Annotated in this window: 30 protein-coding genes; 10 read left to right on the top strand and 20 right to left on the bottom strand. The window is 71.5% G+C overall.

Translation table 11 applies throughout. The annotated features are described in order from the left end of the window. Window position 1: 1 nt before the first annotated feature. The 14 genes from ACIRR8_RS21335 to ACIRR8_RS21270 all read right to left on the bottom strand — a co-directional run bounded on the left by ACIRR8_RS21335 (window position 2) and on the right by ACIRR8_RS21270 (window position 13,530). Complete coding sequence (locus tag ACIRR8_RS21335) at window positions 2-757, bottom strand: sirohydrochlorin chelatase (protein WP_404067002.1); 756 nt, start codon at window positions 755-757, stop codon at window positions 2-4. Between the two features lie 8 nt (window positions 758-765). Then, on the bottom strand, window positions 766-1,692 hold the full coding sequence (locus ACIRR8_RS21330; protein WP_404066999.1) for an ABC transporter permease: 927 nt from the start codon (window positions 1,690-1,692) through the stop codon (window positions 766-768). After that, entirely contained in the window at window positions 1,679-2,470 is a 792-nt protein-coding gene (locus ACIRR8_RS21325; RefSeq protein WP_326702872.1) for an ABC transporter ATP-binding protein, read from the bottom strand. The genes ACIRR8_RS21330 and ACIRR8_RS21325 overlap by 14 nt, the downstream gene beginning before the upstream one ends. A gap of 41 nt (window positions 2,471-2,511) precedes the next feature. Further along, the gene (locus ACIRR8_RS21320) at window positions 2,512-3,627 is read right to left on the bottom strand and encodes an ABC transporter substrate-binding protein (protein ID WP_404066995.1); all 1,116 of its coding nucleotides are present in this window, start codon (window positions 3,625-3,627) and stop codon (window positions 2,512-2,514) included. Window positions 3,628-3,857: 230 nt separating this feature from the next. Further along, window positions 3,858-5,204 carry a sulfate adenylyltransferase subunit 1 gene (locus ACIRR8_RS21315; RefSeq protein ID WP_404066992.1) on the bottom strand — a complete coding sequence of 449 codons (1,347 nt, stop codon included), beginning with the start codon at window positions 5,202-5,204 and terminating at the stop codon, window positions 3,858-3,860. 2 nt (window positions 5,205-5,206) lie between these two features. Then, on the bottom strand, window positions 5,207-6,145 hold the full coding sequence (gene cysD, locus ACIRR8_RS21310) for a sulfate adenylyltransferase subunit CysD (protein ID WP_404066989.1): 939 nt from the start codon (window positions 6,143-6,145) through the stop codon (window positions 5,207-5,209). Then, window positions 6,142-6,687, bottom strand: coding sequence for an adenylyl-sulfate kinase (gene cysC / locus ACIRR8_RS21305; protein WP_010059288.1), 546 nt, complete (start codon window positions 6,685-6,687; stop codon window positions 6,142-6,144). The genes cysD and cysC overlap by 4 nt, the downstream gene beginning before the upstream one ends. Window positions 6,688-6,710: 23 nt before the next feature. Continuing rightward, on the bottom strand, window positions 6,711-7,427 hold the full coding sequence (locus tag ACIRR8_RS21300) for a phosphoadenylyl-sulfate reductase (protein ID WP_404066984.1): 717 nt from the start codon (window positions 7,425-7,427) through the stop codon (window positions 6,711-6,713). After that, window positions 7,424-7,603: a hypothetical protein gene (locus ACIRR8_RS21295; protein ID WP_028418153.1), complete on the bottom strand. Its 180-nt coding sequence runs from the start codon at window positions 7,601-7,603 to the stop codon at window positions 7,424-7,426. Before ACIRR8_RS21295 ends, ACIRR8_RS21300 begins: the two co-directional genes overlap by 4 nt. After that, complete coding sequence (locus ACIRR8_RS21290; RefSeq protein WP_404066980.1) at window positions 7,600-9,297, bottom strand: nitrite/sulfite reductase; 1,698 nt, start codon at window positions 9,295-9,297, stop codon at window positions 7,600-7,602. The genes ACIRR8_RS21295 and ACIRR8_RS21290 overlap by 4 nt, the downstream gene beginning before the upstream one ends. A gap of 117 nt (window positions 9,298-9,414) precedes the next feature. Then, window positions 9,415-9,498, bottom strand: coding sequence for a putative leader peptide (locus ACIRR8_RS21285; RefSeq protein ID WP_323136651.1), 84 nt, complete (start codon window positions 9,496-9,498; stop codon window positions 9,415-9,417). Window positions 9,499-9,662: 164 nt separating this feature from the next. Next, entirely contained in the window at window positions 9,663-10,304 is a 642-nt protein-coding gene (locus ACIRR8_RS21280; protein ID WP_404066978.1) for a GNAT family N-acetyltransferase, read from the bottom strand. Window positions 10,305-10,352: 48 nt separating this feature from the next. After that, the gene (locus ACIRR8_RS21275; protein ID WP_404066976.1) at window positions 10,353-11,645 is read right to left on the bottom strand and encodes a GAF domain-containing protein; all 1,293 of its coding nucleotides are present in this window, start codon (window positions 11,643-11,645) and stop codon (window positions 10,353-10,355) included. A gap of 247 nt (window positions 11,646-11,892) precedes the next feature. Beyond that, window positions 11,893-13,530: an acyl-CoA dehydrogenase family protein gene (locus tag ACIRR8_RS21270; protein WP_404066973.1), complete on the bottom strand. Its 1,638-nt coding sequence runs from the start codon at window positions 13,528-13,530 to the stop codon at window positions 11,893-11,895. 74 nt (window positions 13,531-13,604) lie between these two features. On the opposite strand from ACIRR8_RS21270, the gene ACIRR8_RS21265 reads away from it, so the two are divergent. Both ACIRR8_RS21265 and ACIRR8_RS21260 read left to right on the top strand, forming a co-directional pair. After that, a complete protein-coding gene (locus tag ACIRR8_RS21265; protein ID WP_404067583.1) occupies window positions 13,605-14,768 on the top strand; it encodes a YihY/virulence factor BrkB family protein in 1,164 nt (387 codons plus the stop codon). A 187-nt stretch (window positions 14,769-14,955) separates the two neighbouring features. Beyond that, on the top strand, window positions 14,956-15,729 hold the full coding sequence (locus tag ACIRR8_RS21260) for a DUF6597 domain-containing transcriptional factor (protein ID WP_404066970.1): 774 nt from the start codon (window positions 14,956-14,958) through the stop codon (window positions 15,727-15,729). Here the strand turns inward: ACIRR8_RS21260 and ACIRR8_RS21255 are convergent. The 4 genes from ACIRR8_RS21255 to ACIRR8_RS21240 form a co-directional block, all read right to left on the bottom strand. After that, window positions 15,657-16,061 (bottom strand): VOC family protein, encoded by a 405-nt coding sequence (locus tag ACIRR8_RS21255; protein WP_404066967.1) that lies wholly within the window; start codon window positions 16,059-16,061, stop codon window positions 15,657-15,659. The two genes, ACIRR8_RS21260 and ACIRR8_RS21255, sit on opposite strands and share 73 nt — an antisense overlap. A gap of 63 nt (window positions 16,062-16,124) precedes the next feature. Further along, complete coding sequence (locus ACIRR8_RS21250) at window positions 16,125-17,672, bottom strand: 3-hydroxyacyl-CoA dehydrogenase (RefSeq protein ID WP_404066964.1); 1,548 nt, start codon at window positions 17,670-17,672, stop codon at window positions 16,125-16,127. Window positions 17,673-17,715: 43 nt separating this feature from the next. Next, complete coding sequence (locus ACIRR8_RS21245; protein ID WP_404067580.1) at window positions 17,716-18,486, bottom strand: CoA-transferase subunit beta; 771 nt, start codon at window positions 18,484-18,486, stop codon at window positions 17,716-17,718. A gap of 11 nt (window positions 18,487-18,497) precedes the next feature. Next, window positions 18,498-19,439, bottom strand: a complete 942-nt coding sequence (locus tag ACIRR8_RS21240; RefSeq protein ID WP_404066961.1) for a CoA transferase subunit A — start codon at window positions 19,437-19,439, stop codon at window positions 18,498-18,500. A gap of 120 nt (window positions 19,440-19,559) precedes the next feature. On the opposite strand from ACIRR8_RS21240, the gene ACIRR8_RS21235 reads away from it, so the two are divergent. Both ACIRR8_RS21235 and ACIRR8_RS21230 read left to right on the top strand, forming a co-directional pair. After that, window positions 19,560-20,465, top strand: coding sequence for a LysR family transcriptional regulator (locus ACIRR8_RS21235; RefSeq protein ID WP_404066958.1), 906 nt, complete (start codon window positions 19,560-19,562; stop codon window positions 20,463-20,465). A gap of 112 nt (window positions 20,466-20,577) precedes the next feature. Beyond that, window positions 20,578-21,798 carry an acetyl-CoA C-acetyltransferase gene (locus tag ACIRR8_RS21230; RefSeq protein WP_404066956.1) on the top strand — a complete coding sequence of 407 codons (1,221 nt, stop codon included), beginning with the start codon at window positions 20,578-20,580 and terminating at the stop codon, window positions 21,796-21,798. Here ACIRR8_RS21230 and ACIRR8_RS21225 read toward each other — a convergent pair. Then, window positions 21,788-21,946 carry a hypothetical protein gene (locus ACIRR8_RS21225; RefSeq protein ID WP_404066953.1) on the bottom strand — a complete coding sequence of 53 codons (159 nt, stop codon included), beginning with the start codon at window positions 21,944-21,946 and terminating at the stop codon, window positions 21,788-21,790. The genes ACIRR8_RS21230 and ACIRR8_RS21225 overlap by 11 nt on opposite strands. Window positions 21,947-22,055: 109 nt before the next feature. Continuing rightward, on the bottom strand, window positions 22,056-22,757 hold the full coding sequence (locus ACIRR8_RS21220) for a chaplin family protein (protein ID WP_404066951.1): 702 nt from the start codon (window positions 22,755-22,757) through the stop codon (window positions 22,056-22,058). A 590-nt stretch (window positions 22,758-23,347) separates the two neighbouring features. On the opposite strand from ACIRR8_RS21220, the gene ACIRR8_RS21215 reads away from it, so the two are divergent. The 6 genes from ACIRR8_RS21215 to ACIRR8_RS21190 all read left to right on the top strand — a co-directional run bounded on the left by ACIRR8_RS21215 (window position 23,348) and on the right by ACIRR8_RS21190 (window position 26,250). Then, a complete protein-coding gene (locus ACIRR8_RS21215; protein WP_073881655.1) occupies window positions 23,348-23,749 on the top strand; it encodes a rodlin in 402 nt (133 codons plus the stop codon). A gap of 294 nt (window positions 23,750-24,043) precedes the next feature. Then, a complete protein-coding gene (locus tag ACIRR8_RS21210) occupies window positions 24,044-24,277 on the top strand; it encodes a chaplin (RefSeq protein WP_093686515.1) in 234 nt (77 codons plus the stop codon). 249 nt (window positions 24,278-24,526) lie between these two features. After that, window positions 24,527-24,817 carry a hypothetical protein gene (locus tag ACIRR8_RS21205; RefSeq protein ID WP_404067577.1) on the top strand — a complete coding sequence of 97 codons (291 nt, stop codon included), beginning with the start codon at window positions 24,527-24,529 and terminating at the stop codon, window positions 24,815-24,817. Between the two features lie 68 nt (window positions 24,818-24,885). Continuing rightward, window positions 24,886-25,296, top strand: a complete 411-nt coding sequence (locus tag ACIRR8_RS21200; RefSeq protein ID WP_404066948.1) for a rodlin — start codon at window positions 24,886-24,888, stop codon at window positions 25,294-25,296. A gap of 189 nt (window positions 25,297-25,485) precedes the next feature. Beyond that, window positions 25,486-25,692, top strand: a complete 207-nt coding sequence (locus ACIRR8_RS21195; protein WP_404066946.1) for a hypothetical protein — start codon at window positions 25,486-25,488, stop codon at window positions 25,690-25,692. Window positions 25,693-25,842: 150 nt separating this feature from the next. Next, window positions 25,843-26,250 (top strand): rodlin, encoded by a 408-nt coding sequence (locus ACIRR8_RS21190; protein ID WP_404066943.1) that lies wholly within the window; start codon window positions 25,843-25,845, stop codon window positions 26,248-26,250. The last annotated feature ends 57 nt before the right edge of the window (window positions 26,251-26,307 follow it).

The following is a 26,307-nucleotide window of genomic DNA, read 5'->3' as shown; positions in this document are numbered from 1 at the left end:
CTCACGCCGACAGCGGCGACGCTCCCACCAGCACCCGCGCCTCGTCGTACCGCTCCAGCAGCAGCCGCGCCAACTCCGGTGCCGGGCCCAGCACATCGGCCAGTACGTCCGCACCGGCCGCCTCGGCGCCCGCCGCGATGCGGTCCGGGAGACGGCCGGGCGCGATGACGTACGGTGCCACCGCCACCCGCTCCGCGCCCTCGGCCCGCAGGGCCCGTACCGCGTCCTCGGTACGGGGAAGGGATGCGGAGGCGAACGCAGGCCGCACGGCGCACCAACCGGTGTGCCGCAGCTCCCGCGCGATTTCAGCGATCACTGCGATCGCCTCCGGGTCCGTGGATCCCGCCGATGCCAGGACGAGCCCGGTCCGGGGGAGGTCGCCGGGGCGGACCCCGGCCTCCCGCAGCCGCCGCTCCAGCGTGGCGTTGAGCAGCGGGGACGGGCCGAGGACGTCGGCCTGGCGGATGTGCAGCCTCGGCAGCCGGGCGCGGGCCTCGCGCAGGACCGACGGGATGTCGGTCTTGGCGTGGAACGCCCGGGTCAACAGGAGCGGCAGGGCGATGACCTCGTCTGCCCCCCCAGCGGCCAGGCGCTCCAGCACCCGGGGCACGGAGGGGGCGTTGAACTCCAGGAACGCCGTCTCCACGCGCAGCCCCGGCCGCCGCTCCCGTACCCGCTCGGTGAGAGCGTGCACGGTCGCGGCGTGCCGAGGGTCGCGGCTGCCGTGGGCGATGACGAGGAGGACGGGGTGGGACATGGCGCGACTCAGTTCTTGACGAGGAGACCGCGGCTGCGCAGCACCCACCGCTCCAGCGGACTGAAGATCAGCAGGTCGATCGCGATGCCGACGAACAGGATGAGCAGGATCGAGAGGAAGACCCCGGGCATGTCGAAGTTGCTGCGGCCGTTCTCCAGCAACTGACCCAGACCCAGGCCCAGTTCGGGGGATGAGGCGATGATCTCGGCGGCCATCAGCGAGCGCCAGGAGAACGCCCAGCCCTGCTTGAGGCCCGCCAGATAGCCGGGCAGCGCGGCCGGCAGCACGATGTGCCAGGTCCCGCGGATGCCGGTGGCGCCCAGCGTACGGCCCGCCCGCAGGAACAGCGGCGGCACCTGGTCGACGCCCGAGACCAGCCCGTTGGCGATCGAGGGCACCGCGCCGAGCAGGATCACCGCGTACATCATGCTGTCGTTCAGCCCGAGCCAGATGACCGCCGGGGCCACCCAGGCGACCGACGGCAGCGACTGCAGCCCGGACAGGATCGGCCCGATCGCCGCCCGGACCAGCTTCACCCGGGCGACCAGCAGCCCCAGCGGCGTACCGATGGCCACCGCCAGGAGGAAGCCGAGCAGACCGCGCGAGACGCTGGTCCAGACGACCTCCAGGAGCGTGCCCTTGAGCCACATCTCCTTGGCGCTGTCCCACACCGCTGACGGCGGCGGCAGCTTGTAGACCTCGGTGACCTCGGCGCGGACCAGCAGCTCCCACACGATGAGGACCAGCGCCACCGCCACGACGGGCGGCAGCACCTTGCTCTGCAGGACCTCGCGGACCGGCGTGCGGCGGATCTGCACCGCGTCCAAGGCGTCGAGACCGGCCTCCAGGCCGGCCAGGTCGTCCGGCTTCGCGTCGACCGGCCCGGCCGCCGCGTCCGGCCGTTCCCGACGCGACGTGATGTCAGTGCTGGCCATGTCGGCGGATCTCCCCACGCAGTTCTTCGGTGATCTCGACGGACAGCTCCGCCACGGCGGTGTCCTCGATACGGCGCGGCTGCTCGATGTCGACCGTCCACTCCCGGGCGATCCGGCCCGGCCGGGACGAGAGCAGCACGACGCGCTGCGCGAGCCGTACGGCCTCGCGCACGTTGTGCGTGACGAAGAGGACCGAGGCGTTCGTCTCGCGCCAGATCCGGGTCAGCTCATCGTGCAGCACATCGCGGGTGATGGCGTCCAGCGCCGCGAACGGCTCGTCCATCAGCAGCAGTTGGCTGTCCTGCGCGAGAGCGCGGGCCATCGCGACCCGCTGCCGCATCCCGCCGGACAGCTCGTGCACCCGCTTGCCGTACGCGCCGCCGAGACGGACGAGTTCGAGCAGCCGCTCGGCCTCGGTGCGGCGCTCCGACTTGGGGACCCCGCGCAGCCGCAGGGCCAGTTCGATGTTCTTGCCCGCGGTCAGCCACGGGAAGAGGGCGTGCTCCTGGAACATCAGGGCCGGCCGCCCGCCGGGGGTCTCGATGGACCCCGCGGACGGGCGGTCGAGTCCGGCCACCAGATTGAGCAGCGTCGACTTTCCGCACCCGGAGGCTCCCAGGAGGGTGACGAACTCACCCGGAGCGACATCGAGGGTGATGTCGTCCAGGACGAGCTGCTGCCCCGTGGGTCCGGCGAAGGACTTCGAGACGTGCGAGAGACGGGCGGCGTGCTCGACCGTCGTACGGTCCTCGGCCTTGGTGAGGGTGGTGGTCGCCATGGTCGTCACCTCCTGGGAATCCTGGGTCCTGTACGGGTTGGCTACTTGACGCCGAGACCGGCGTCGGAGACCTCGGTCAGACCCTCAGCCTTGAGGATCTTGTTCAGCGGGCCCAGGTCGTAGATACCCTCCAGCTTCGGGTTCTCCAGCAGACCGGCCTTCACCGAGAACTCCGATTGGGTCTTGAGCGTGGTGGCCAGCGGGTCGTCGGTGAACTCGACGGATTCCCAGGCGGGGTCGAGGATCTCCTGGGGCAGCGGCTTGCCGCTCAGCTTCTCCAGCGCCTTGTTGGCGGAGGCCTTGGCCTCTTCCGGGTTGGCGTTGATCCACTTGTTGGTGGAGACCGAGCCCTTGACCACGGCCTCGACGACGTCCGGGTGCTGGTCGAGGAACTTCTGCGACACGATGATGTGCGTGATCACGAACTTCTTGTCCGGCCACAGGTCCTTCTCGTCCAGGAGCACCTTCGCACCTTCGGAGACCAGCTTCGAGGCGGTCGGTTCCGGGACCCACGCCCCGTCCAGCGAACCGGACTTGTAGGCGTCGGGCGTCACCTTGTTGTCCGAGCGGACCACGGAGACATCACCCTTGCCGCTCTGCGGGTCGACCTTCCAGCCCTTCTCGGAGATCCAGTTGAGGAAGGCCACGTCCTGCGTGTTGCCGATCTGCGGGGTCGCGATCCGCTTGCCCTTGAGGTCGTCCAGCGTCTTGATCTTCTTCGGGTTGACGACCAGCTTCACGCCGCCGGAGGCCGAACCTGCCACGATCCGCAGGCCCTTGCCCTGGGACTTGACGTAGGCGTTGATGGCGGGGGAGGGGCCGATGAAGCCGATGTCGATCGATCCGGCGTTCAGCGCCTCGATCTCGGAGGGGCCCGCGTTGAAGGTCGTGGACTCGACCTTGGTGCCGCCCAGCTCCTTCTGGATGGTGCCTTCCTGGATACCGACCAGGGCGGTGGCGTGCGTGAGGTTCGGGAAGTAGCCGATCTTCACGGTGTCCGCGGAGAGCTTCTTCTCCCCGCTGGAGACGTTCGCCTTCTTCGCGTCGTCGTCCTGGGCGTCGGAGCCGTAACCGCAGGCGGTGGCCGCCAGGGCGAGCAGCGGCAGGGCCGCGACGGCGGCTATCGAACGGCGAACGGTGGAACGGTGGGCAGGCACGGGAGGCTTTCCTCTCGTTGGCCCGGTACTCGCGTCCCGCTGCTGGTCAGGGGGGCGCGGCCGGGAGGTCGGCAGGTCTTCGGCGGTACGGGTGCGGGGGGTTCAGGGCGCGCGAGCGGTGCGCGTACGTCATCACGCACATCGCCCCACGCCTCCCTGGCCGCTGCCGAGCGCGCCGCTGCCCACGCGGCCGCCCTCCTTCGCGAAGGTCGAGAAGAAGTCACCGGTCATCAGAAGTCCCATTCGGCGTCGTCGTCGGCGGCCTGCGCGACGGCTTCGGCGACCGCGGCGAACGCGGCGCCCGCCATGCCGGCGCTCAGCGTCGTCCCGTCGGCCGGGTCGATCAGCAGGAACGAGCCGGTGCGCCGCGAGTCCTCGTACGCGTCGAGCGCGAGCGGCTCGGCGGTGCGCACGACGACCCGGCCGATGTCGTTGGCGACCAGTTGCCCGGGCGCCGGGTGCTGGGAGAGGTCGTCCAGGGTCAGCCGCGACGGGATGTCCTTGACGATCGCCTTGACCGTACGGGTGGTGTGCTTGAGCAGCACCCGCTGGCCCACCGAGAGCGGCTGGTCCGCCACATGGCAGACGGTCGCCTCGACGTCCCTCGTCACCGGCGGCACATCGGCGGCCGGGGCGATCAGGTCGCCGCGCGAGATGTCGATGTCGTCGGCCAGCCGGAGCGTCACCGACTGCGGCGCCCAGGCGATGTCCACGCTCTCGCCGAGCGCGTCGATACCGGTGATCGTGGTGGTACGCCCGGACGGGAGTACGGAGACGGCCTCGCCGACCCGGAAGACCCCGGCCGCGATCTGACCGGCGTACCCCCGGTAGTCCGGGAGCTCGGCGGTCTGCGGGCGGATCACGTACTGCACCGGGAAGCGCGCGTGGCAGGCGGTGAGGTCGTGGCTGACCGGGACCGTCTCCAGGTGCTCCAGGACGGTCGGCCCGCCGTACCAGTCCATGTGCGCGGACGGCTCCACCACGTTGTCCCCGGCCAGCGCCGAGATCGGGATCGCGGTGATCTCCGGGACGCCGAGGGATGCGGCGTACGCGGTGAACTCCTCGGCTATGGCGGCGAACACGGGCTCCGCGTAGTCGACCAGGTCCATCTTGTTGACGGCCAGGACCACGTGCGGGACGCGCAGCAGCGCGGCGACGGCGGCGTGGCGGCGGGTCTGCTCGACGACCCCGTTGCGGGCGTCGACCAGGACCACGGCCAGCTCGGCGGTGGAGGCGCCGGTCACCATGTTCCGGGTGTACTGCACATGGCCCGGGGTGTCGGCGAGGATGAACCGGCGGCGGGCGGTGGCGAAGTAGCGGTAGGCGACGTCGATGGTGATGCCCTGCTCGCGCTCGGCCCGCAGCCCGTCGGTGAGCAGCGCCAGGTCCGGCGCCTCCTGGCCACGGCTCAGCGACACCTGCTCGACGGCCTCCAACTGGTCGGTGAGGACCGACTTGGAGTCGTGCAGCAGCCGGCCCACGAGGGTGGACTTGCCGTCGTCGACGGACCCGGCGGTGGCGAAGCGCAGCAGGGTGGTGGCCGACAGCTGCTCGGCCGAGAGGATGGGTGTGGTCATGGTTAGAAGTACCCCTCGCGCTTGCGGTCTTCCATCGCGGCCTCGGACATCTTGTCGTCGGCGCGGGTCGCGCCCCGCTCGGTGAGCCGGGAGGCGGCGATCTCGGTGATCACGGCGTCCAGCGTGGTGGCGTCGGAGTCGACGGCACCGGTGCAGGACATGTCGCCGACCGTGCGGTAGCGCACGAGACGGGTCTCGGTGGCCTCGTGCTCCTTGGGGCCGCCCCAGTGCCCGGCGGTCAGCCACATGCCGTTGCGGTTGAAGACCTCGCGCTCGTGGGCGAAGTAGATCTCCGGCAGCTCGATCCCCTCGCGCTCGATGTACTGCCAGACGTCCAGCTCGGTCCAGTTGGAGATCGGGAAGACCCGGACGTGCTCACCGGGCGCGTGCCGGCCGTTGTACAGCTGCCACAGCTCGGGCCGCTGGCGGCGCGGGTCCCACTGCGAGAACTCGTCGCGCAGCGAGAACACCCGCTCCTTGGCGCGCGCCTTCTCCTCGTCGCGCCGCCCGCCGCCGAACACCGCGTCGAAGCGGTGCTGCTGGATCGCCTCGGTGAGCGGCACGGTCTGGAGCGGGTTGCGGGTGCCGTCGGGGCGCTCGCGGAGCTTTCCGGCGTCGATGTACTCCTGCACGGAGGCGACGTGGAGCCGCAGTCCGTGCTTCTTCACCGTACGGTCGCGGTACTCCAGGACCTCCGGGAAGTTGTGCCCGGTGTCCACGTGCAGCAGCGTGAACGGCACCGGCGCCGGCGCGAACGCCTTCAGCGCCAGGTGCAGCATCACGATGGAGTCCTTGCCGCCGGAGAACAGGATCACCGGCCGCTCGAACTCACCCGCCACCTCACGGAAGATGTGGACCGCCTCGGACTCCAGGGAGTCCAGGTGGCTGAGCGCGTACGGGTTCGCGGTGTCCCCGGACACGGTGGTGGTGACGGCACTCACGCCAGGCCCCTCTCGGTGAGCAGCGCGTGGAGCGCCGCCGCTGACTCCTGCACGGTCTGCTGGTGCGACTCGATGCGCAGGTCGGGCGATTCGGGCGCCTCGTAGGGGTCGTCGACCCCGGTGAGACCGCTGATCTCGCCGGCCGCCTGCTTGGCGTAGAGGCCCTTCACATCCCGTACGGAGCACACCTCGACGGGCGTCGCCACGTGCACCTCCAGGTAGGTGGTGGACTCGGCGGCGTGCCGCTTGCGGACCGCCTCGCGGCTGTCGGCGAACGGGGCGATGACGGGGACGAGCACCTTCACGCCGTTGGCGGCGAGGAGTTCGGCGACGAATCCGATGCGGGCCACGTTGGTGTGCCGGTCCTCGCGGGAGAAGCCGAGCCCCGCGGAGAGGAACTCCCGGATCTCGTCGCCGTCGAGCACCTCCACCTTGTGGCCCTCGGTCCGCAGCCGGCCCGCCAGCTCGTACGCGATGGTGGTCTTGCCCGCGCTCGGCAGACCGGTGAGCCAGATCGTGGCTCCCGTCTCCGTCACGCTCATCGAACTCTCCTGATCAGTCGTCATCAGCCGTGCAGCCCGCATTCGGTCTTGCCCCGTCCGGCCCAGCGGCCGGCCCGTGCGTCCTCGCCCTCCAGCACCCGGCGGGTGCAGGGCGCGCAGCCGACGGAGGCGTAACCGTCCATCAGCAGCGGGTTGGTGAGCACCCCGTGCTCCAACACGTAGGCGTCCACGTCGTCCTGGGTCCAGCGGGCGATCGGGGAGACCTTCACCTTGCGGCGCTTGGCGTCCCAGCCGACGACCGGGGTGTTCGCCCGGGTCGGGGACTCGTCACGGCGCAGCCCCGTCGCCCACGCGGCGTACGCGGTCAGGCCGTCCTCCAGCGGCTTCACCTTGCGCAGCGCGCAGCACAGGTCGGGGTCGCGGTCGTGCAGCTTCTCGCCGTACTCCGCGTCCTGCTCGGCCACGGTCTGCCGCGGGGTGATCGTGATGACGTTGACGTCCATCACCGCGTCCACCGCGTCCCGCGTCCCGATGGTCTCCGGGAAGTGGTAGCCGGTGTCCAGGAAGACCACGTCGACCCCCGGCAGCACCCGCGAGGCCAGGTGCGCGACCACGGCGTCCTCCATGGAGGAGGTGACGCAGAAGCGCGGCCCGAAGGTGTCGGTGGCCCACTTCAGGATCTCGGTGGCGGAGGCCTCCTCCAGCTCCCGGCCCGCGCGCTCGGCCAGCTCCTGGAGTTCGCGGTCGGTGAGCTCACCACTGATCAGAGTGTCCGTCATGTCCGGTCCCCTTCACCGTCGTTGCGCTGGACGCCCCGGGCCAGCAGGCCCAGGAACTTCAGCTGGAACGCACGGTTGCAGGAGGCACATTCCCAGGCGCCGTGACCGGTCTCGTTGGGGCGCAGGTCCTCGTCGCCGCAGTACGGGCAGTGGAACGGGGCGGCTCGCTCGCTCATGACAGCGACTCCGCACTGGCGCGCGCCGCCCAGGTCGCGAAGCGCTCACCGTCCTCGCGCTCCTCCTGGAACCTGCCGAGCACCCGCTCGACGTAGTCCGGCAGCTCGGCCGAAGTGACCTTCAGGCCACGGACCTTGCGGCCGAACCCGGCCTCCAGGCCGAGCGCGCCACCGAGGTGCACCTGGTAGCCCTCGACCTGGTTGCCGTCGCCGTCCAGCATCAACTGGCCCTTGAGGCCGATGTCCGCGACCTGGATGCGGGCGCAGGCGTTCGGGCAGCCGTTGATGTTGATGGTGATCGGGTGGTCGAACTCCGGGATGCGGCGCTCCAGTTCGTCGATGAGCGAGGCGCCGCGCGCCTTCGTCTCGACGATCGCCAGCTTGCAGAACTCGATGCCGGTGCAGGCCATCGTGCCGCGCCGGAACGGGGACGGCGTGACCTTGAGGTCCAGCGCCTCCAGGCCGGCGACCAGGGAGGCGACCTGCTCCTCGGCCACGTCCAGCACGATCATCTTCTGCTCGGCGGTGGTCCGCACCCGGCCGGAGCCGTGCGCCTCTGCCACTTCCGCGATCTTGGTGAGCGTGGAGCCGTCGACCCGGCCCACCCGCGCGGCGAAGCCGACGTAGAAGCGGCCGTCCTTCTGCCGGTGCACCCCGAGGTGGTCGCGCCAGGTCTGCGCGGGCTGCTCGGGCGCCGGGCCGTCGACCAGCTTCCGCTTCAGGTACTCGTCCTCCAGGACCTGGCGGAACTTCTCCGCGCCCCAGTCCGCGACCAGGAACTTCAGCCGGGCGCGGGTGCGCAGCCGCCGGTAGCCGTAGTCACGGAAGATCCCGATGACCCCGCCGTACACGTCCGGCACCTCGTCCAGCGGCACCCAGGCGCCGAGCCGCACCCCGAGCTTGGGGTTGGTGGAGAGGCCGCCGCCGACCCAGAGGTCGAAGCCGGGGCCGTGCTCGGTGTGGTTCACGCCGACGAAGGCGATGTCGTTGATCTCGTGCGCCACGTCCAGGTGCGGCGAGCCGGAGACGGCGGACTTGAACTTGCGCGGCAGGTTGGAGAAGTCGGGGTTGCCGATGAAGCGGCGCTGGATCTCGTCGATGGCGGGGGAGCCGTCGATGATCTCGTTCTCGGCGATGCCCGCCACCGGGGAGCCGAGGATGACGCGGGGCGTGTCACCGCAGGCCTCGGTGGTGGAGAGGCCCACCTCTTCGAGCCGCCGCCAGATCTCCGGCACGTCCTCGATCCGGATCCAGTGGTACTGCACGTTCTGCCGGTCGGTGAGATCGGCGGTCCCGCGCGCGAACTCCTGGGAGATCTCACCGATCACCCGCAGCTGCCGCGTGGTCAGCCGGCCGCCGTCGATCCGGACGCGCAGCATGAAGTACTTGTCGTCCAGCTCCTCCGGCTCCAGCACGGCCGTCTTGCCGCCGTCGATGCCGGGCTTGCGCTGGGTGTAGAGACCCCACCAGCGCATGCGTCCGCGCAGGTCGTTGGGGTCGATGGAGTCGAAGCCGCGCTTGGAGTAGATCGTCTCAATACGTGTCCGTACGTTGAGACCGTCGTCGTCCTTCTTGAACTGCTCGTTCCCGTTGAGGGGGGTGTGGTGGCCCACGGCCCACTGACCCTCGCCACGGTGGCGTCCGGCCTTGCGGCGCGGCGTGGTGGTCGCAGGCTGTTCCGGGGTAGCGGCCATGACAGGTACGTCCTTCGGGACTGCAGGAGGGCGGCTCTGAGCGGCACACTCGCGCGGAGGCGCGGCGGTGCGCGGGGCAGTGTCAGAGGTTAAGGGTGCGGCGGGGTGCTGGGGCTCTCAGCGCGCCGGACAGATGGCGCTGGACATGCGGCAGAGGTCGACGTGGCGCCGACTCACCAAGGCAATTCCAGTTCCAGGCATGACGGAAGCGTGTCACGCGGATCTCGGGCCAGTCCACCACTATCCACGATGTGGACGGCAGGGTCCCGAGGCGTGAGACAATGTGGTGCCGGTCACAGGTGGCGTCGGCGGCAATGGGGATAAATCGCCCCCAGGCGGGACCGGAGACGGCCTCGGTGGCGGGATCAGGCGCCGTACGCCCCCGGCCACGGTCCCGGGGTCGCCACGTCCGGCTCCACCTCGGTCTTCGTGCCGAAGAGCCGGAAGCCCCGGCGCAGATAGTTGTCCATCGCGTACGGACCGTCCTTGGAGCACGTGTGCAGCCAGACCCGCTCGGTCGCCGGCCGCTCCGGCCAGCGTTCCGCCAGGTCCCAGGCGCGCGCCGCTCCGTACGAGAGCAGGTGACCGCCGATCCGCCGCCCCCGGAAGGCCGGGATCAGCCCGAAGTACAGGATCTCGACCGCACCGCCGTCCTGGGCGTCCAGCTGGACGTACCCGGCGGGCGTCCCGTTCGCGTACGCCACCCAGGTCTCGGACCCGGGCCGCTCCAGCTCCTCGCGCCACTGCTCGTACGTCATCGCCAGCCGGTCGGTCCACCGGATGTCGCCGCCCACGGCGGAGTAGAGGAAGCGGTTGAACTCCGGCAGCGGCACCTCGGACCGCACGATCCGCAGGTCACCCTCCGGTACGGCGGCGGGCCGCAGATCGGCGGGCGAGGTCTGCTCCAGCGACCAGGTGGTGACCTCGGTGGTCGCCGCGGTCGCCTCGGCCCCGGTCGTCCTGGTGGCCTCGGCGGTCGGTACGGAGTGCTGCGCGGGGTTGCTCATGGCGGCCACGAAACCATGCCGCCGCCGACCGGCGCACAGCGGGCCCGGTCAGCCCTGTGAGGCGCCCCGCCGCGCCCCCGTCACCACCGGCGCCTTCGAGTGCGGCAACAGGTCGCCCGGATGCTCCGGGTGGACCACCTCCACCTCCACGCCGTCGCCGAAGCGGTACGGGCGGTGCGCCAGGACCTCCGCCAGATGGCGCCTCAGCCGCGAGACCTCGGCCCGTACCGTCACCGTCCGGGTCGGGTCCCCGAAGATGTCCTGCGCCAGCTCGGAGGCGCTGCGGCCCTCCCGGTGCACCGCCAGCGCGTACAGCAGCTCCGCGTGGCGCGGCGAGAGCCGCTGCGTCGAGGTCCCGAGCGGCCCCACCAGGTGCACGGCCAGCGCCCGCGGCCGGCTCAGGTCGAGCACCGCCCGGCGCGGCGCCCTCTCCGCCGTACCGTCCGACACCTGCACCAGCCACCCGCCCGGCAGCGGCTCCACCCGGCACATCCCGAGCGAAGGCAGCCACACCCTTCCCGCCACCAGCGACTTCGGCAACGGCAGCCGGTCCACCGGCGGCATCCCCGTCACCGCCGCCAGCCACCCGTGCGTGTCCACCACCAGCGCCCGGCCGCCCAGCCGGCACAGGATCGGCGCCGCCACCGCGCGCAGCCGTTCGATCGCCACCAGGTGCCGGGTACGGATCTCGGCCTCCGCGAGCCGCGCCACCGAGTCCACCAGGGCCAGCGTCGCCGGATGGAAGGTGGCGGCCGGACCGCTGATGTCGACGATCCCCACCAGCCGCCCGTCGCGCGGGTCGCGGACCGGTGCCGCCGCGCAGGTCCAGTTGTGCAGGGCCCGGATGAAGTGCTCGGCCGAGTGGACCTGGATCGGCGCGCGGGCGGCCAGCGCCGTACCGATCGCGTTCGTCCCCGTCGCCGCCTCCGCCCAGGCCGCCCCCTCCTCCAGGCAGATGTCGTGCGCCCGGTGCATGACCCCGGAGTCGCCCTGGCGCCAGAGCACCCGGCCCTCCGCGTCGGTGACCACCATGATCTGCTGCGCGGCGTCCGCGATGGAGGCGAGCCCGGCCCGCAGTACCGGCATCACCTCGCCGAGCGCCGTACTGTGCCGCCGGTGCTCGATCTCCTCCGCCCGCAGCAGCTCGCTCTCCGGCGACTGCCCGGGGTCGATACCGCTGCGCACGACACGCTCCCACGAGGCGTCGATCTCCGCCCGTGGGGCGACGGAGGACCGCTCGCCCGCCAGCCTGGCCTCCCTGGCCCGGTGGAGCAGCCGGGTCGCCCGCTCCGCCTCCCCGCCGATCACGCGCACCGCTCCGGCAGATCTCGTCCGACTCATGGTCCCCACCCGTTCCCCCCGAAACACTGTGAGCTCTCCGGCCCCATCCTGCCGCTGCCCGGGCACCCCCGCCGCGCAGTCCACACAATGGTTGCAACCCTTTGCAACTCTGGCGATGCCGCACCGAACCGTACGAGAGTGGGAGCGTGCCGTACGCCGGGCCCGTGCCCGGCGAGCGGCACGGTTCAAGCGTGGAGGGTGGTGCCGTGTCGGCGCAGCACCACCCTCCGTCGCTCAGCCCCGGTACCTACTCCGCGACCGGCCGGGCCCGTGCCACCACCGAGGCCAGATCCAGACTGTGCGGCAGCGTCCCGAACGCCGTGCCCCAGTCCCCGCCGAGCCGCGAGGCGCAGAACGCGTCGGAGACCTCCGGCGGCGCCCACCGCACCAGCAGCGACCCCTGGAGCACCAGCGCCATCCGCTCCACCAGCCGCCGGGCCCGCGCCTCGATCCCCTCCAGGTCCGCCAGCTCGGTCAGCAGGTCCTTGATCGCCGCGTCCAGCCGGTGATCGGCCCCGCGCGCCTTCCCGACCTCCCGCAGGAACGCGTCCAGCGCCTGCGGCTCACGCTGCAGCGCCCGCAGCACGTCCAGCGCCTGTACGTTGCCCGAGCCCTCCCAGATCGAGTTGAGCGGAGCCTCACGGAGCAGCCGGGGCATGCCGGACTCCTCCACGTACCCGTTGCCGCCCAGGCACTCCAGCGCCTCGCCGACGACCGGCGTGCACCGCTTGGTGACCCAGTACTTCGCGGCCGGCACCGCGATCCGCAGGAACGCCCGCTCCTCCTCGGTGTCCGTGTCGTACGCCGAGGCCAGCCGCATCGCCAGGACGGTGGCCGCCTCCGACTCCAGCGCCAGGTCGGCCAGCACGTTGCGCATCAGCGGCTTGTCGATCAGCAGCCCGCCGAACGCGGAGCGGTGGGTGGAGTGGTGGGTCGCCTGCGCCACCGCCTGCCGCATCAGCGCCGCCGAACCCACCACGCAGTCCAGCCGGGTGGCCGCCACCATCTCGATGATGGTGCGCACGCCGCGCCCCTCCTCGCCGACCCGGCGGGCCCACGTCCCGTCGAACTCGACCTCGCTGGAGGCGTTGGACTTGTTGCCGAGCTTGTCCTTGAGCCGCTGGATCGCGAACACGTTGCGCGAACCGTCCGGCAGGACCCGCGGCACGAGGAAGCAGGTCAGCCCGCCCGGCGCCTGCGCCAGCACCAGGAACCCGTCCGACATCGGCGCCGAACAGAACCACTTGTGCCCGGTGAGCAGGTACTCGCCCTCCCCGGAGACCGGCTCGGCCCGGGTCGTGTTGGACCGTACGTCGGTGCCGCCCTGCTTCTCCGTCATGCCCATCCCGAAGAGCACTCCGGCCTTCCGTGTCGGGGTGCGCAGCCCCTCCTCGTACACGTACGAGGTCAGCAGCGGCTCCCACTCGGCGGCCAGCAACGGGTCGGTCCGCAGCGCGGGCACGGCGGCGTGCGTCATCGAGAGCGGACAGCCGTGGCCCGCCTCCGCCTGCGTCCAGACCAGGAACCCGGCCGCACGCCGCACATGCCCGGCCGGACGGCCCCAGGCATCGGTCAGCCCGGCGGAGACCGCGTGGCCCAGGAGCCGGTGCCAGGAGGGATGGAACTCCACTTCGTCGATCCGGTTTCCATACCGGTCATGAGTACGCAGAACGGGCGGCTGTTCGTTGGCCTGTGCACCCCACGCCTGGGCCTGCACCGAGCCCGCCGACTGCCCGAGCGTGCTGAGTTCCTCCCGCGCCACGGGCAGGACGCCCGGCTCGATGTGCCGCTCGACGGCCTCGGACAGGGCCCGGTCGGCGGCGAAGACGTCATAGCCGACCAGCGGCGGAACCTGATTGGTCACTGTGTGGGTGGTGGCTGCCATGCCGATACGGTAAGGAGGTGCAGGCAGCAAATGAAACACCCGAGCGGCCACCGGGCCGGCTCCACCGGGCCCGAGTGCTCTACCGCAACGTCTCCAAGCGGCGGATGGCGTGGCAGTTGCTCAAGGACACCGTCAACTCGTGCATCGAGTACCGGATCCTCGGGCTGGCGGCCGAGGCGGCCTTCTTCACCCTGCTCTCCCTGCCGCCGCTGCTGCTCGGCATGATCGGACTGCTCGGTTACGTCGACGAGTGGACGACCACCGAGACGGTCGCCTCCATCGAGCGCAACATCCTCTCGGCCTCGCAGACCGTGCTCTCCGAGCGCGGGGTCAACGAGTTCGCCAAACCGCTGCTGGCCGACGTCACCACCGGCGCCCGTCCCGACGTGATCTCCATCGGCTTCGCCATCGCCCTGTGGTCCGGCTCCCGCGCGGTGAACGTCTTCATCGACACCATCACCGTCATGTACGGCCTCGACGGCCACCGCGGCATCGTCAAGACCCGCCTGCTCGCCTTCCTGCTGTACGTCGTCGCCCTGCTGCTGGGCGCGGTGGTGCTGCCGCTGCTCGTCGTCGGCCCGGACCGGGTGGTCGAGTTCGTGCCGTGGGGCACCGAGGTCATCGCCGTCCTGTACTGGCCGGTGGTGATACTGCTGACGATCGCGTTCCTCACGACGCTCTACCACGTCTCCGTCCCGGTCCGTTCACCGTGGATCGAGGACGTGCCCGGCGCGCTCGTGGCGCTCGGGATGTGGGTGCTCGGCAGCTTCCTGCTCCGGATCTACCTCACGAACACGGTCGAAGGCCCCACGATCTACGGCTCCTTGGCGGCACCGATCGCCGTCCTGCTCTGGATCGGCATCTCCGCCTTCGCCGTCCTGGTCGGCGCCGCGGTCAACGCCGCCATCGACCGCGTGTGGCCCTCGCTCGCCACCGCCGCCGCCCGCGAGGCCACCGAACGCGTCCGCGCCGCCCAGGCCGCCGAGTTCGTCGCCCGCACCCGCCCGGCCACCGGGGACACCGGGGACGAAGAGGAGGACGAGGACGACGGCCCGGCCTACATGCCGTCGGAGTTCCCCGAACGCTGGTCCCGCTTCCTGCCGCCCGACGACGTCAAGTCGCGGCTCCAGTCGACCTGGGAGAAGGAGCCGAAGGAGACCAAGGAGACCAAGGTCAAGGAGACCAAGGCCACGGAGGCCGGGCAGCCCCGCGACGACTCCGGCCCGCCGTCGGCCTGACCTCGGGCGTGTCCGGCGGATCCGAGCCGGGTCCACGACGCCTGGCCCGGCACCTAGCGGCGTTGCCGAAACACCCGAATCGCTCCGCGATGAGGACGTTCCGACACCTTGCGACGCACCGCACCGGACGCCGCGGCCTGTCCGGCCCCGATCCGCCGGACACCTCCTAGCGCGCTAGCGTGGAAACATGCCCCAGGAGCAGCAGCATCGGTACCAGGAACGGCCCTCCCGCCTGCCCGGTGCCGTCGTCTGGACCTGGGACGCCCCCGCCCGTCCACTGCGCGAGCCCCGCTCGGTCCTGCCCGACGGCTGCATGGACCTGATCTGGACCGGCGGCCGCATCGTCGTCGCCGGCCCGGACACCCACGCCTTCGCGGTGGAGCCGCGGAACCGGGCCTCCTGCGCCGCGATCCGGTTCGCCCCCGGCACCGCGCCCGTACTCCTCGGCCTGCCGGCGTCACTGCTGCGCGACCGCCGGGCGGAGCTGGCCGACCTCTGGCCCTCCGCGACCGTACGCCGCCTCACCGAGCGGATCGACGAGGCCCCCGACCCCGCGGCGACCCTGGAAAGGTTCGCCCTGGACCGGATCGCCGAGACCGGGCCGCCGGACCCCCGCACGGTCGCCGTCGCCGAAGGCCTGCGCCGGGGCCGTACGGTCGCGGCGACGGCGGCGGAGGCCGGGCTCGGCGCCCGCCAGCTCCACCGCCGCTCCCTGGCCGCCTTCGGCTACGGCCCCAAGACGCTGGCCCGCATCCTCCGCCTCCAGCGCGCCCTGGAACTCATCCGCACCGGCCTCCCGTACGCCGAAGCCGCCCCGGTGGCGGGCTGTACCGACCAGGCCCACCTCGCGCGCGAGATGCGTGACCTGGCCGGCACGACCCTCGGAACCTATTTCTCTTCCGAAGGTACGGACGCGAACAGTGAGACCCCGCTGCCGTCCGGATCCAGCACCACCGCGTAGCGCTGCCCCCACACCGCGTCCCACGGCTTCAGATGCCCCGTGTACCCGGCACCGGTCAGCTCCGCGTACAGCGCGTCCACCTCCGCCGGGCCGGCACACACGAACGCCAGCCCCAGCCGCTCCCCGCCCGCCGGGCGCTCCCAGCCCGGGTCGAACGAGAGGATGACCTCCTCCGTGTCCCACAGCAGCCGCTGCCCGCCCGGCAGGACCACCTCCACATGCGGGGCGGCCTCCGCCCCGGCCGGGATGTCGAGGCCGAGCCTGCGGTAGAAGGCGAGCGAGGCCGCCAGGTCGGCCGTGATGATGCTGATCGCGTCGAATCGTGGAGTCATGGGACGACGGTAGGCGCAGGACGTCCCCACGGTCTTGTACGAATCGGACGCCGGACGGCCCGGCTACCCCCAGCAGTCACCCACCGAAGTCCCCGCCTCCGTCAGCGCCAGCCCCAGATCCGCCCGCTCCGTCACCCACCGCGTCGGCCGGTGGCGCGGGTCGCCCGTCACTGCGTGCAGCGAGCGCTGGAGCTCCAGCAGCCGCGCGGCCCCGATCCGCTCGCCCCAGGCCAGCGGCCCGGCCGGATAGCCGAGGCCGGTCGTCACCGCCAGGTCGATGTCGGCCGGGGTGGCGAGCGAACGCTCCGCGATCGAGGCGCCGACCGCGACGATCGACGACAGCAGCCGCTGCGCGACCGAGCCCGCCGTGTCCCGCACCACCGTCACCGCGTGCGGCTCACCGCCCGCCGCCCGCGCCAGCACCGCCCGCGCGTCCCGGGCCGCCGCCGGACCGGTGGCGGCCGTCACCGCCAGGACCCGCCGCCGCCCGGCCGAAGGCAGCACCTCCACGCCCACCGTCCGCTCCGTCGGCAACCCGCCCGCCCGGATCGCACCGGACACCGTCGTGCCCCACACCGGCACCAGCACCAGCGCCTCGGCGGACGGCCCGTCGCCCCGCTCGACCCGGACCCCGGCCGCCTCCAGCGCACCGGCGAGCGCGTCCACGTACGCCGTCGTCTCCACGGAGCCGTTCGGCGCCAGGAACACCGGCCGGTCGCCGTCCCCGGTCACCGCCGGCTCCGGAACAGGTCCCTCCGCGCCTCCGCCGTACGCGTACCAGCCCTGCCCGGTCTTCCGGCCGTGCAGCCCCGCCACCACCCGGTTCGGCGTGAGATATGAAGGCCGGAGCCGGTCCTCGTACCGGAAGCCCTGCCAGACCGAGTCGATCACCGCGGCCGTGACGTCCAGCCCGGTGAGGTCCATCAGCTCGAACGGGCCCATCCGCAGCCCCAGCACGTCCCGCGCGATCCGGTCGATGTCGGCGGGACCCGCCACCGACTCCTCCAGCAGCGCCAGCGCCTCCGTCACCAGCCCGCGACCCGCGTGGTTGACCAGAAACCCAGGGGTGTCGGCCACGGTCACCGCCCGGTGTCCGCACCCCTCCACCAGCCCGGTCAGCGCGGCCGGGATCTCCGGGCGGGTCGCCGCGCCCGGTACCACCTCCACGATCCGCATCAGCGGCACCGGGTTGAAGAAGTGCAGCCCGGCCAGGCGCGACGGGTCCTGGAGGGTCGCCGCGATCCGGGTCACCGACAGGGAGGAGGTGTTGGTCGCGAAGACGGCGGAGGACGGCAGCGCCCGCTCCAGCTTGCCGAACACCTCGGCCTTGGTCTCCAGATCCTCCCGTACGGCCTCGATGACCAGCTCCACGTCCGGCCCGGCGGACCACGGGTCGGTCAGCGGCACCAGCCGCGCCACGGACGCGTCCCGGTCGGCGGCGGTCATCCGGCCCTTGGCCACCGCCCGGTCCAGCATCGAGACGACGAACTCCACGGCCTCCGCGACCGCCTTTGCCCGTACGTCGCCCAGCTCCACGGTGTGTCCCGCGCTCGCGGCCCACTGGGCGATGCCACGGCCCATGGCCCCGGCTCCGACGATCCTGATACGCATGGCAGTTGAGGCCCTTCCGGCGATGGTGGTCATGAGGAGGAGGTCAGCGGAGGTAGACGCGGTGCGGGTCGACATCGTCGCGCAGGAGCCGCAGTTCCGCATCGGTGGGCGGCTCCACCGTCGCGACCGTGTCGGCCACCTTCAGCTCCCAGCCGGTCGCGGCCCGCACCTGGTCGACGGTGACTCCGGAATGCACGGCGACCAGCCGCAGCTCGTCGCCGACGCCGTCGCGGGCGAGGAGGCCCAGCTCGGTGATGACCCGGGTGACGCCGGTGCCGAGCGGGCGGATGCCGTCCGCGAGCGCCCGATCGGGACCGGGCGTCGTACAGAAGTCGAGCTCTCCGGCGAAGGAGCGCGGAGTGTGGCGGCGCATCACCACGAACACCTCCCGGGCGTTGGCCATCACCTCGACCGCGCCGCCGGAGCCCGGCAGCCGCACGGCCGGGCTCTCCCACGCACCGATCACCGAGGTGTTGAGGTTGCCCCACCGGTCGATCTGCGCGGCCCCGAGGAAGCCGACGTCGATGTGTCCGCCCTGGAGCACCGAGCCGAACAGCGCGGGCATCGACAGCACCGCCTCTGCGCCCGTGATCAGCACCGCGTCCGCGATGGTCTCCGGCAGCTGCGAGGGATGCGCGCCGCAGACCCCGGACTCGTACACCACCTCGATGCCCGGCGCGACGGTCAGCGCCGCCAGCTCCACCGCCAGGGTCGGCAGCCCGATCCCCGCGAACACGGCGCGCCGGCCCGCCAGTTCGCGCGCGGCGACGACGGAGAGCACCTCGGAGGAGGTGACGGCCCCGGCGGCCTTCATGTCCCGCCCGCTCACAGCCGCCTCCCGTAGTCGACCTGCCCGCTCAGCGCCTCGCCGACCGCGAGCGACGCCCAGAACTCCTCGCCGAGCTTCGCCACGTACGCGGCGTGGTCGGCGGTTCCGTACACCCACTCCTCCAGCCACGCCCGCAGCCGCACCGGGTCCTCGCTGATCGCGGACCAGGCCCGGTAGAAGGCGTTGTCCCGGTCGTAGTAGCCCTGCGCGAACGACGGATGCGCCCCGCGCGGGCAGTGCACCACCGCGTCGACCGCGTGGGCCGGGACGAGGGTGCGGTTCGGGTCCGCGCGGACCACCTCGTCCGCCACCAGCTCCTCCACCACCACGACCGCCTTCTCCGCCGCGTACACCGCCTCGGCCTGGACGCCGGTCAGCCCCCAGATCTGGGTGTTGCCGCGGCGGTCGGCGCGCTGGGCGTGGATGATCGTCACGTCCGGGTTGACCGGCGGGACCACGTAGATCTGCTCGGCGCTCCCGTCGGCGGCCGGATACGGCGAAGTGACCTTACGGATACCGGGGTTGACCGACGGCAGATCGCTGCCCGCGTACGAGCGCAGCGGGTGGAACGGCAGCCGCTGCGCACCGGCGAGGTAGCGGCAGACCATCCCGTAATGGCTGTACTCCTCGTACGCCAGTGGCTCGGGATCCGCGTGCTCGATGCGCCGCCGCAGCTCACCGAGCGAACCGGCCGAGGAGTTGCCCACGAAGGAGGAGACCAGCCGTGTCACGCATCCGGCGGCCAGCATCTGGTCCACCACGATGTCCGCGGTCATCCGGACGACCGTGAGATCGCGGCGGCCCTGCCGGATGATCTCGTGCCCGGCGGCGGTCGGGATGAGATGGGTGAACCCTTCGAGGCTCACGGTGTCCCCGTCGTGGACGAAGGCGGCGACGGCCTCCCGCATCGACATGACCTTGCCGGCCGTCCGGTCCACGCTTCTCCTCATCGTCCGCCTCCGCGCACCTCACGGTGTCAGCGCCATTGATGGCTGTCCAATACCGAATTAAGGTCGGATCGAGACGCCGGGAGTATCGCCGACAGGAGGAGGCATCCCATGGAGCTACGCCACCTCGACGCCTTCCTCGCCGTGGCCGAGGAGCTGCACTTCGGCCGGGCCGCCAAGCGGCTCCAGATGGCCCAGCCGCCGCTGAGCCAGCGGATCCGCCAGCTGGAGAAGGAGCTCGGCGTCCAGCTCTTCCACCGCAACACCCGCTCGGTCCGGCTCACCAGCGCGGGTGAGTCCTTCCTCGAACCCGTACGGACCGTCCTGGACGACCTGGACACCGCCGTACGGGCCGCCAGATCGGCGGGGAGGGGCGAGTACGGGCGGGTCACCATCGGCTTCGCCGGAGCCTCCAGCCACGAGACGCTGCCCCAGCTCACCCGGGCCGTGCGCGCCGCCCACCCCGGGCTCGAACTCGTCATGACGGGCCAGACGTACGCCAACACCGCCCTCGCCCGGGTCGCCGACGGCTCGCTCGACCTCGGCTTCGTCCGGCTGCCGGTCACCCGGCCCGGCGTCGCCCACCGGGTGATCGACGAGGAGGAGCTGGTCTGCGCCCTGCCCTTCGACCACCCGCTCGCCCGGCGCGAGGCCGTACCCCTAGCCGTACTCGCCGGTGAACCGTTCGTCTCCTTCCCCGCCAACTCCGGCTCCACCGTCCGCGACGCCATGACCGAGGCCTGCGAGAGCGCCGGATTCACCCCGAGGGTCGTCCAGGAGGCCCCGGACTCGTACACGATCCTCGCCCTGGTCGCCGCCGGCGTCGGCGTCACGCTCACGGTCACCTCCGTCCAGCACATCCAGCAGAACGGCCTGGTCTACCGCCCGCTCGCCGGACCGCCGATCCGCCTGAGCGCCGCGCTGGCCTGGCGCTCCGACAACCCTTCCGCCGCGCTGCGCGCGGTGCTCGCCGTGGCGGAGGAAGCGCTGCCGACCCCCGTGCGTACGCTCGATTGAGACGTACGGCCTCCTGATTCGCCGCACATTCGATATTGGACCGACTCAGTGCAGCGATGCGAAGGTCACTGGACCCGCGCGTACCGCCCCCGCCCTCAGGAAAGGCCCCTCCGTGCCGCTCGAAGTCGTCATCTGCGAACCGCTGCGCACCCCCATCGGCCGCTTCGGCGGAGCGTTCGCGCAGCAGACACCGGCCGCACTGGCCGCACGCGTCATCGCGGAGATCGTCGACCGTACGGGCATCGACCCCGACCGGGTCGACGAGGTGATCCTCGGCCACGCCTACCCGACCAGCGAAGCCCCCGCCATCGGCCGGGTCGCCGCCCTGGACGCCGGGCTGCCCTCCACCGTGACCGGCACCCAGATCGACCGCCGCTGCGGCTCCGGGCTCCAGGCGGTGCTGGACGCGGCGATGCAGATCCAGGCCGGATTCAGCGAGGTCGTGATCGCCGGCGGGGTCGACGTCATGAGCGCCGCGCCCTACTACACGCACGACGGCCGCTGGGGCATCAAAGGCCCTGGCCTGCAGCTCCACGACTCCCTGGCCCGGGGCCGGGTCACCGCCGGAGGCCTCCACCACCCGGTGCCCGGCGGCATGATCGAGACGGCGGAGAACCTGCGCCGCGCGTACGGCATCAGCCGGGCCGACCAGGACGCCCTGGCCCTGCGCTCGCAGCAGCGGGCGGCCACCGCCATCGCCGAGGGCCGGTACGCGGCGGAGACCGTCCCCGTCACCGTCACCACCCGCAAGGGCGAGACCACCGTCACCGCCGACGAACACCCCCGCCCCGACACCACCGCCGAACAACTCGCCTCCCTCCGCCCGGTGCTGGCCAAGTCCGACCCCGAGGCCACCGTCACGGCCGGCAACGCCAGCGGCCAGAACGACGCGGCCGCCGCCTGCCTGGTCACCAGCGCCGGGACGGCGGAGCGCCTCGGCCTCACCCCGCTCGTCCGCCTCGTCTCCTGCGCCCGCGCCGGCGTCCCCGCCGCCACCATGGGCATCGCCCCCGTCGCCGCCACCCGCACGGCACTGGACCGGGCCGGCCTCACGCTCGCCGACCTCGACCTGATCGAGCTGAACGAGGCGTTCGCCGCCCAGGTCCTCGCCTGCACACATGAGTTGGGCCTCGGCGAGACCGACCACGAGCAGCGGATCAACGTCAACGGCTCGGGCATCTCGCTCGGCCACCCGGTCGGCGCCACCGGAGCCCGCATCCTCGCCACGCTCACCCGCGAACTCCACCGCCGCGAGGGCCGCTACGGCCTGGAGACGATGTGCATCGGCGGCGGCCAGGCACTCGCCGCCGTCTTCGAACGCGTCACGCCGTGACACCGACGCCTGGCTGCGCGTACAGGTAGTGCCGCGTGCCCGCCGGCACACCACGGAACGAGACGTCCACGTCGTCCTGCCCCATGGCCGCACAGCCGCCGATGCCGCCGCCGACCACTCCGGTACGCGACGCAGCCGCCGCGCGCACCCATTTCCTGAAGCTCCCGGGCGTTTCCGGGCGCTCCCCGGCATGGAGAAGGTCCGGCCGGACAGTCCCCGCTGTCCGGCCGGACCTCGTTCCTGCGGCGGGTGGCTTATCAGTCCCGCGCGTTACGGGTGCGGCGCATCAGCACCGTCCCGCCCAGCAGCATCGCGGCACTGGCGCCTGCCGCCAGGCCGAGACCGGCCGCACCGGTGTCGGCCAGGCCCGGAGTGTCGGAGCCGGGGGTGTGCGTACCGGGGGTGTTGGGGCCGGGAGTGTTCGATCCGGGAGTGTCGGTGGGCGGCTGCCCGGTGGGCGGCTCGTCGACCGGCGGCTGGTCGACGGGGGGCTGCTCGGTGGGCGGCTCGTCGACCGGAGGCTCCTCGGTGGGCGGCTCGTCCACCGGCGGCTCCTCCGTCGGGGGCTCCTCGACCGGGGGCTCCTCGGTGGGCGGCTCCTCCGTCGGGGGCTCCTCGGTGGGCGGCTCCTCCGTCGGGGGCTCGTCGACCGGGGGCTCCTCGGTGGGCGGCTCCTCGACCGGAGGCTCGGTCGGCGGGTAGTGGTCCTTCGGGCCGCTCACGTTCGCGCAGGAGTTGCCGAACGCGGGGTTCAACAGGGCGATCACATTGACGGTGTTGCCGCACACGTTGACCGGGACGTGCACCGGCACCTGCACGGCGTTGCCCGAACCGACGCCCGGCGAACCGACGGCAGCGCCCTCGGCCGAGGAGTCGGCGTGTGCGGCACCGCCGGCCACGGCCAGGAGGCCCGACGTGGCCGCCATGACGATCATGCTTTTGTTCAAGGCCTGTCGCATTACTTGCCCTTCCTTAGGACATTCGCGAGGACATTCGCGTGGGTACTTCGCGCGCGGAGCCTGTCGGGCGGTGCCGTTGTCGTGACGGACCCCCCCGGGTCACCCCTACGCAAAGCCGTGGTCAAAGTCGTTACACGTGCGCGCTGGACGATTGCCCTAACGAGCGGCGGGCGCGCGGGAAACTCCGGGACGCGTGGGAATTGTGTAATCACCCGAACGGATGGATGGAGTGAACCGCCCTCTGACCGGGCTTCCGTTGAAGGGAAACGATTCAGCCTCAACTTTGCTGTTGATCAACGGTGTTGACCGTCATACGGGATGCGCGGCGATGGGCGCGCGGCGGGACGGCGCTCCGCGCAGGTCGACCCGTTCGGAGGGGCGTGCCCGACGCCGCTTCCGCAATTCCTTCACGAACAGATGGTCGTGCGAACAGAGGTGGTGGTAAAGGCGCATACGGGCGCGGGCCGGTCGCACTCCCGCGCAGTGCGCCCCCGTGCCCGGCATTCGGGTGAATGTACGGAACCAAACACCCGGCCCCGAGTTGATCAGGGGGCCCCGCCACGGGGCGACCGGTACGAGAAGGGTTAATCGTGATCAAGAAGGTTCTTGCTACGGGCGCTGTCGCCGCCTCCATCCTCGGGCTCGGCTCGACGCAGGCCATGGCGATCGCCAACGACGGCGGTACCACGACGGTCAACGGCAACGGCGCTTCGCAGTCGTACGGCAACTCCGAGACCCACGGTGACTGGAGCCCGCAGTTCGCGCTGATCCAGGGCTCGCTCAACAAGCCCTGCATCGCGCTGCCGGCCAAGGCCAACCTCGGCTCGCTGGTCGGCCTGGTGCCGATCACGGTCCAGGACATCAATGTCCTGTCCTCGCCGCAGAACCAGCAGTGCACCGAGAACTCCACCCAGGCCAAGGGCGACGAGGCCCTGTCGCACATCCTGGAGGACATCCCGATCCTCTCGGGCAACGGTGCCGGCAACGGCTGATCCGCAGCCGCTCAACTCGGGCCCGGGCCATCGGCGTTCCTCCACCGAGCGGCTCGGGCCCGTCGTTTCACCGGTAATGCGGTACGGCCTCTCCGGCCGCATTTCCGCCGCGCGGCCCGACAGCCGTTGCGGCATTCGGGCGGATATCCGGGAATCCGCCCGTGGAACAGTTTCGTACCCGGATGTTCATCGTTACGTAGGACAGCGCCGGAGTCGCGAGCGATCAGGACCTGGCTCGGGCGGACACGACAGTCGTGACCGCACCGGACTCCGCCGAGGAAAGGGATAGATAAAGTGAAGTACACCAAGGTTGCCGCAGTCGCCGCCGGTACGCTCATGGCGATGGGTGCCGCCGCGCCGGCCATGGCCGACTCGGGCGCCGAGGCCATCGCCGCGGGCTCCCCGGGCGTGCTGTCCGGCAACATCGTGCAGGTCCCGGTGCACATCCCGGTCAACGTCTGCGGTAACACCGTCAACGTGATCGGCCTGCTGAACCCGGCCTTCGGGAACACCTGCGTCAACGCGTGAGCATCTGACCGGCCGGGTCCCGCGCCCGGAACCGGTCGGCCCCGGGACGGCATCGGCCGCCCGGGGCCTTTGTTCTGCCCGCCGCAATTCCCCGCACCTTCGGTGGGAGAAAGTCGCACGGGCGCAGTTTCTCCCACCCGGCCTGATCGTTATCCCTGAGGAAAGCGGCGGAAGGCACAGGTAAAGAAAGCTTGTGTGCGGCACGGAGACGTGACCGAAGCAGACGCCGCGCAGAAGGGAACCAGAAAAGTGAAGTACGCGAAGACCGCCGCACTCGTTGTCGGCTCCGTGGCTGCCCTCGGAACGGCCGCTCCCGCGTTCGCCGCTACTGTCCCCACGGCCCCCAACTTCAGCCTCGACAGCGGCCTCAACCAGGTGATGGCCAGCGCCCCGCAGGTCGTGAACCCGCTGGTGGACACCGTCGCCGAGACCACCGAAACGGTGTCGAAGGACGGCACGGTCGGCAAGCTGGCGGGCCAGGCGACCGGTGCGGCCGAGAGCGCCGCTCCGCTGCTCGGGGGCGTTCCCCTCGGCGGCTGACCGCCGCGGAACGACCGTTCCTCCTGGTTCCTTCACCGATCCGCATCACTCCCCGGAAGGGCTCTCTCATGCTCAAGAAGATCATGGCCTCGGCGGCGGTTGCCGTCTCCGTCGTCGGTGTCTCCGCCGCGGCCGCCCCGTCCGCCATGGCGACCGCCAACGACGGCGGCACCACCACCGTCAACGGCAACGGCGCCTCGCAGGCCTACGGCAACTCCGCCACCCACGGTGACTGGAGCCCGCAGTTCGCGCTGATCCAGGGCTCGCTCAACAAGCCCTGCATCGCGCTGCCGGCCAAGGCCAACCTCGGCTCGCTGGTCGGCCTGGTGCCGATCTCCGTCCAGGACATCAACGTCCTGTCCTCGCCGCAGAACCAGCAGTGCACCGAGAACTCCACCCAGGCCAAGGGTGACGAGGCTCTGTCGCACCTGCTGAACGACATCCCGATCCTCTCGGGCAACGGTGCCGGCAACAACTGAGGCCGGGTAGCTCCGGTCCGCACCGCGTGACCCGCGTGGGGCCAGCCCGTCCGTACGGCGACCGTTCTTCGCCCGACCGGACCCGGCTGGCCCTTCGCCGTGTCCTGGGCCCTCCGGACGGGGCACACGCTTGGGCCGGATGCCGTAGCCCCGGCTGACGATCCGCGCCGGGCCGGGTAAGGCCCCTCCATGGATCCGTACGACAGTCAGACCTCGCAGAGCAGAGAGCCGTGGCCCGCACCGGGCTCCACGCCGATCTACGACCGGCTCGTCGCCGAGTGGCGGGCCGCCGGACGCGACCACCCGATGTCCGAACCGCGGCCGGAACCCGTCCTCCGCCACGGCGCCGGTTTCGTACCGGCGGCCCGCACGTCCGGCGAGGCATCCGGCGGCTGAGGCCCGGTCCTGATCCGCCGGACACCTCCTTGGGCAGTGGCGTCGACCTTGCGCCGGAACGAACCCATTTGAGTGGTACTGCGCAACCGATCCGGTCTCCGGCAGTTGATCAGTACGTTCCACAACGGGACGCTCCGAAAGGTGAAGTTGATGAAGAAGATGATGGCCGGCGCCGCAGTGGCCGTGTCCCTGCTCGGCCTGTCCGCAGTCGCGGCTCCCACGGCCATGGCGATCGGCAACGACGGTGGCACCACCACCGTCAACGGCAACGGTGCCGAGTCGGAGATCGGCAACGCCGAGACCAAGGGCGACTGGAGCCCGCAGAACCAGCTCGTCCAGGGCACCCTGAACAAGCTCTGCGTCGGCCTGCCCGCCAAGGTCAACGTCGGTTCGCTCGTCGGCCTGGTGCCGATCACGGTCCAGGACATCAACGTCCTGTCCAACCCGCAGAACCAGCAGTGCACCGACAACTCGACCCAGGCGAAGGGCGACGAGCCCCTGTCGCACATCCTGGACGACATCCCGGTCCTCTCGGGCAACGGCGTCGGCAACAACTGACGCACCACAGCCTGACGTTTCGAGCGCGGGCGGTCCGGGGTTCACTCTCCGGGCCGC

Origin of the sequence: Streptomyces sp. NPDC101178 (assembly GCF_044767965.1) — a bacterium.
In the GTDB taxonomy this organism is placed as follows: Bacteria; Actinomycetota; Actinomycetes; order Streptomycetales; family Streptomycetaceae; genus Streptomyces.
This window is presented reverse-complemented; position numbering and strand designations above follow the sequence as displayed.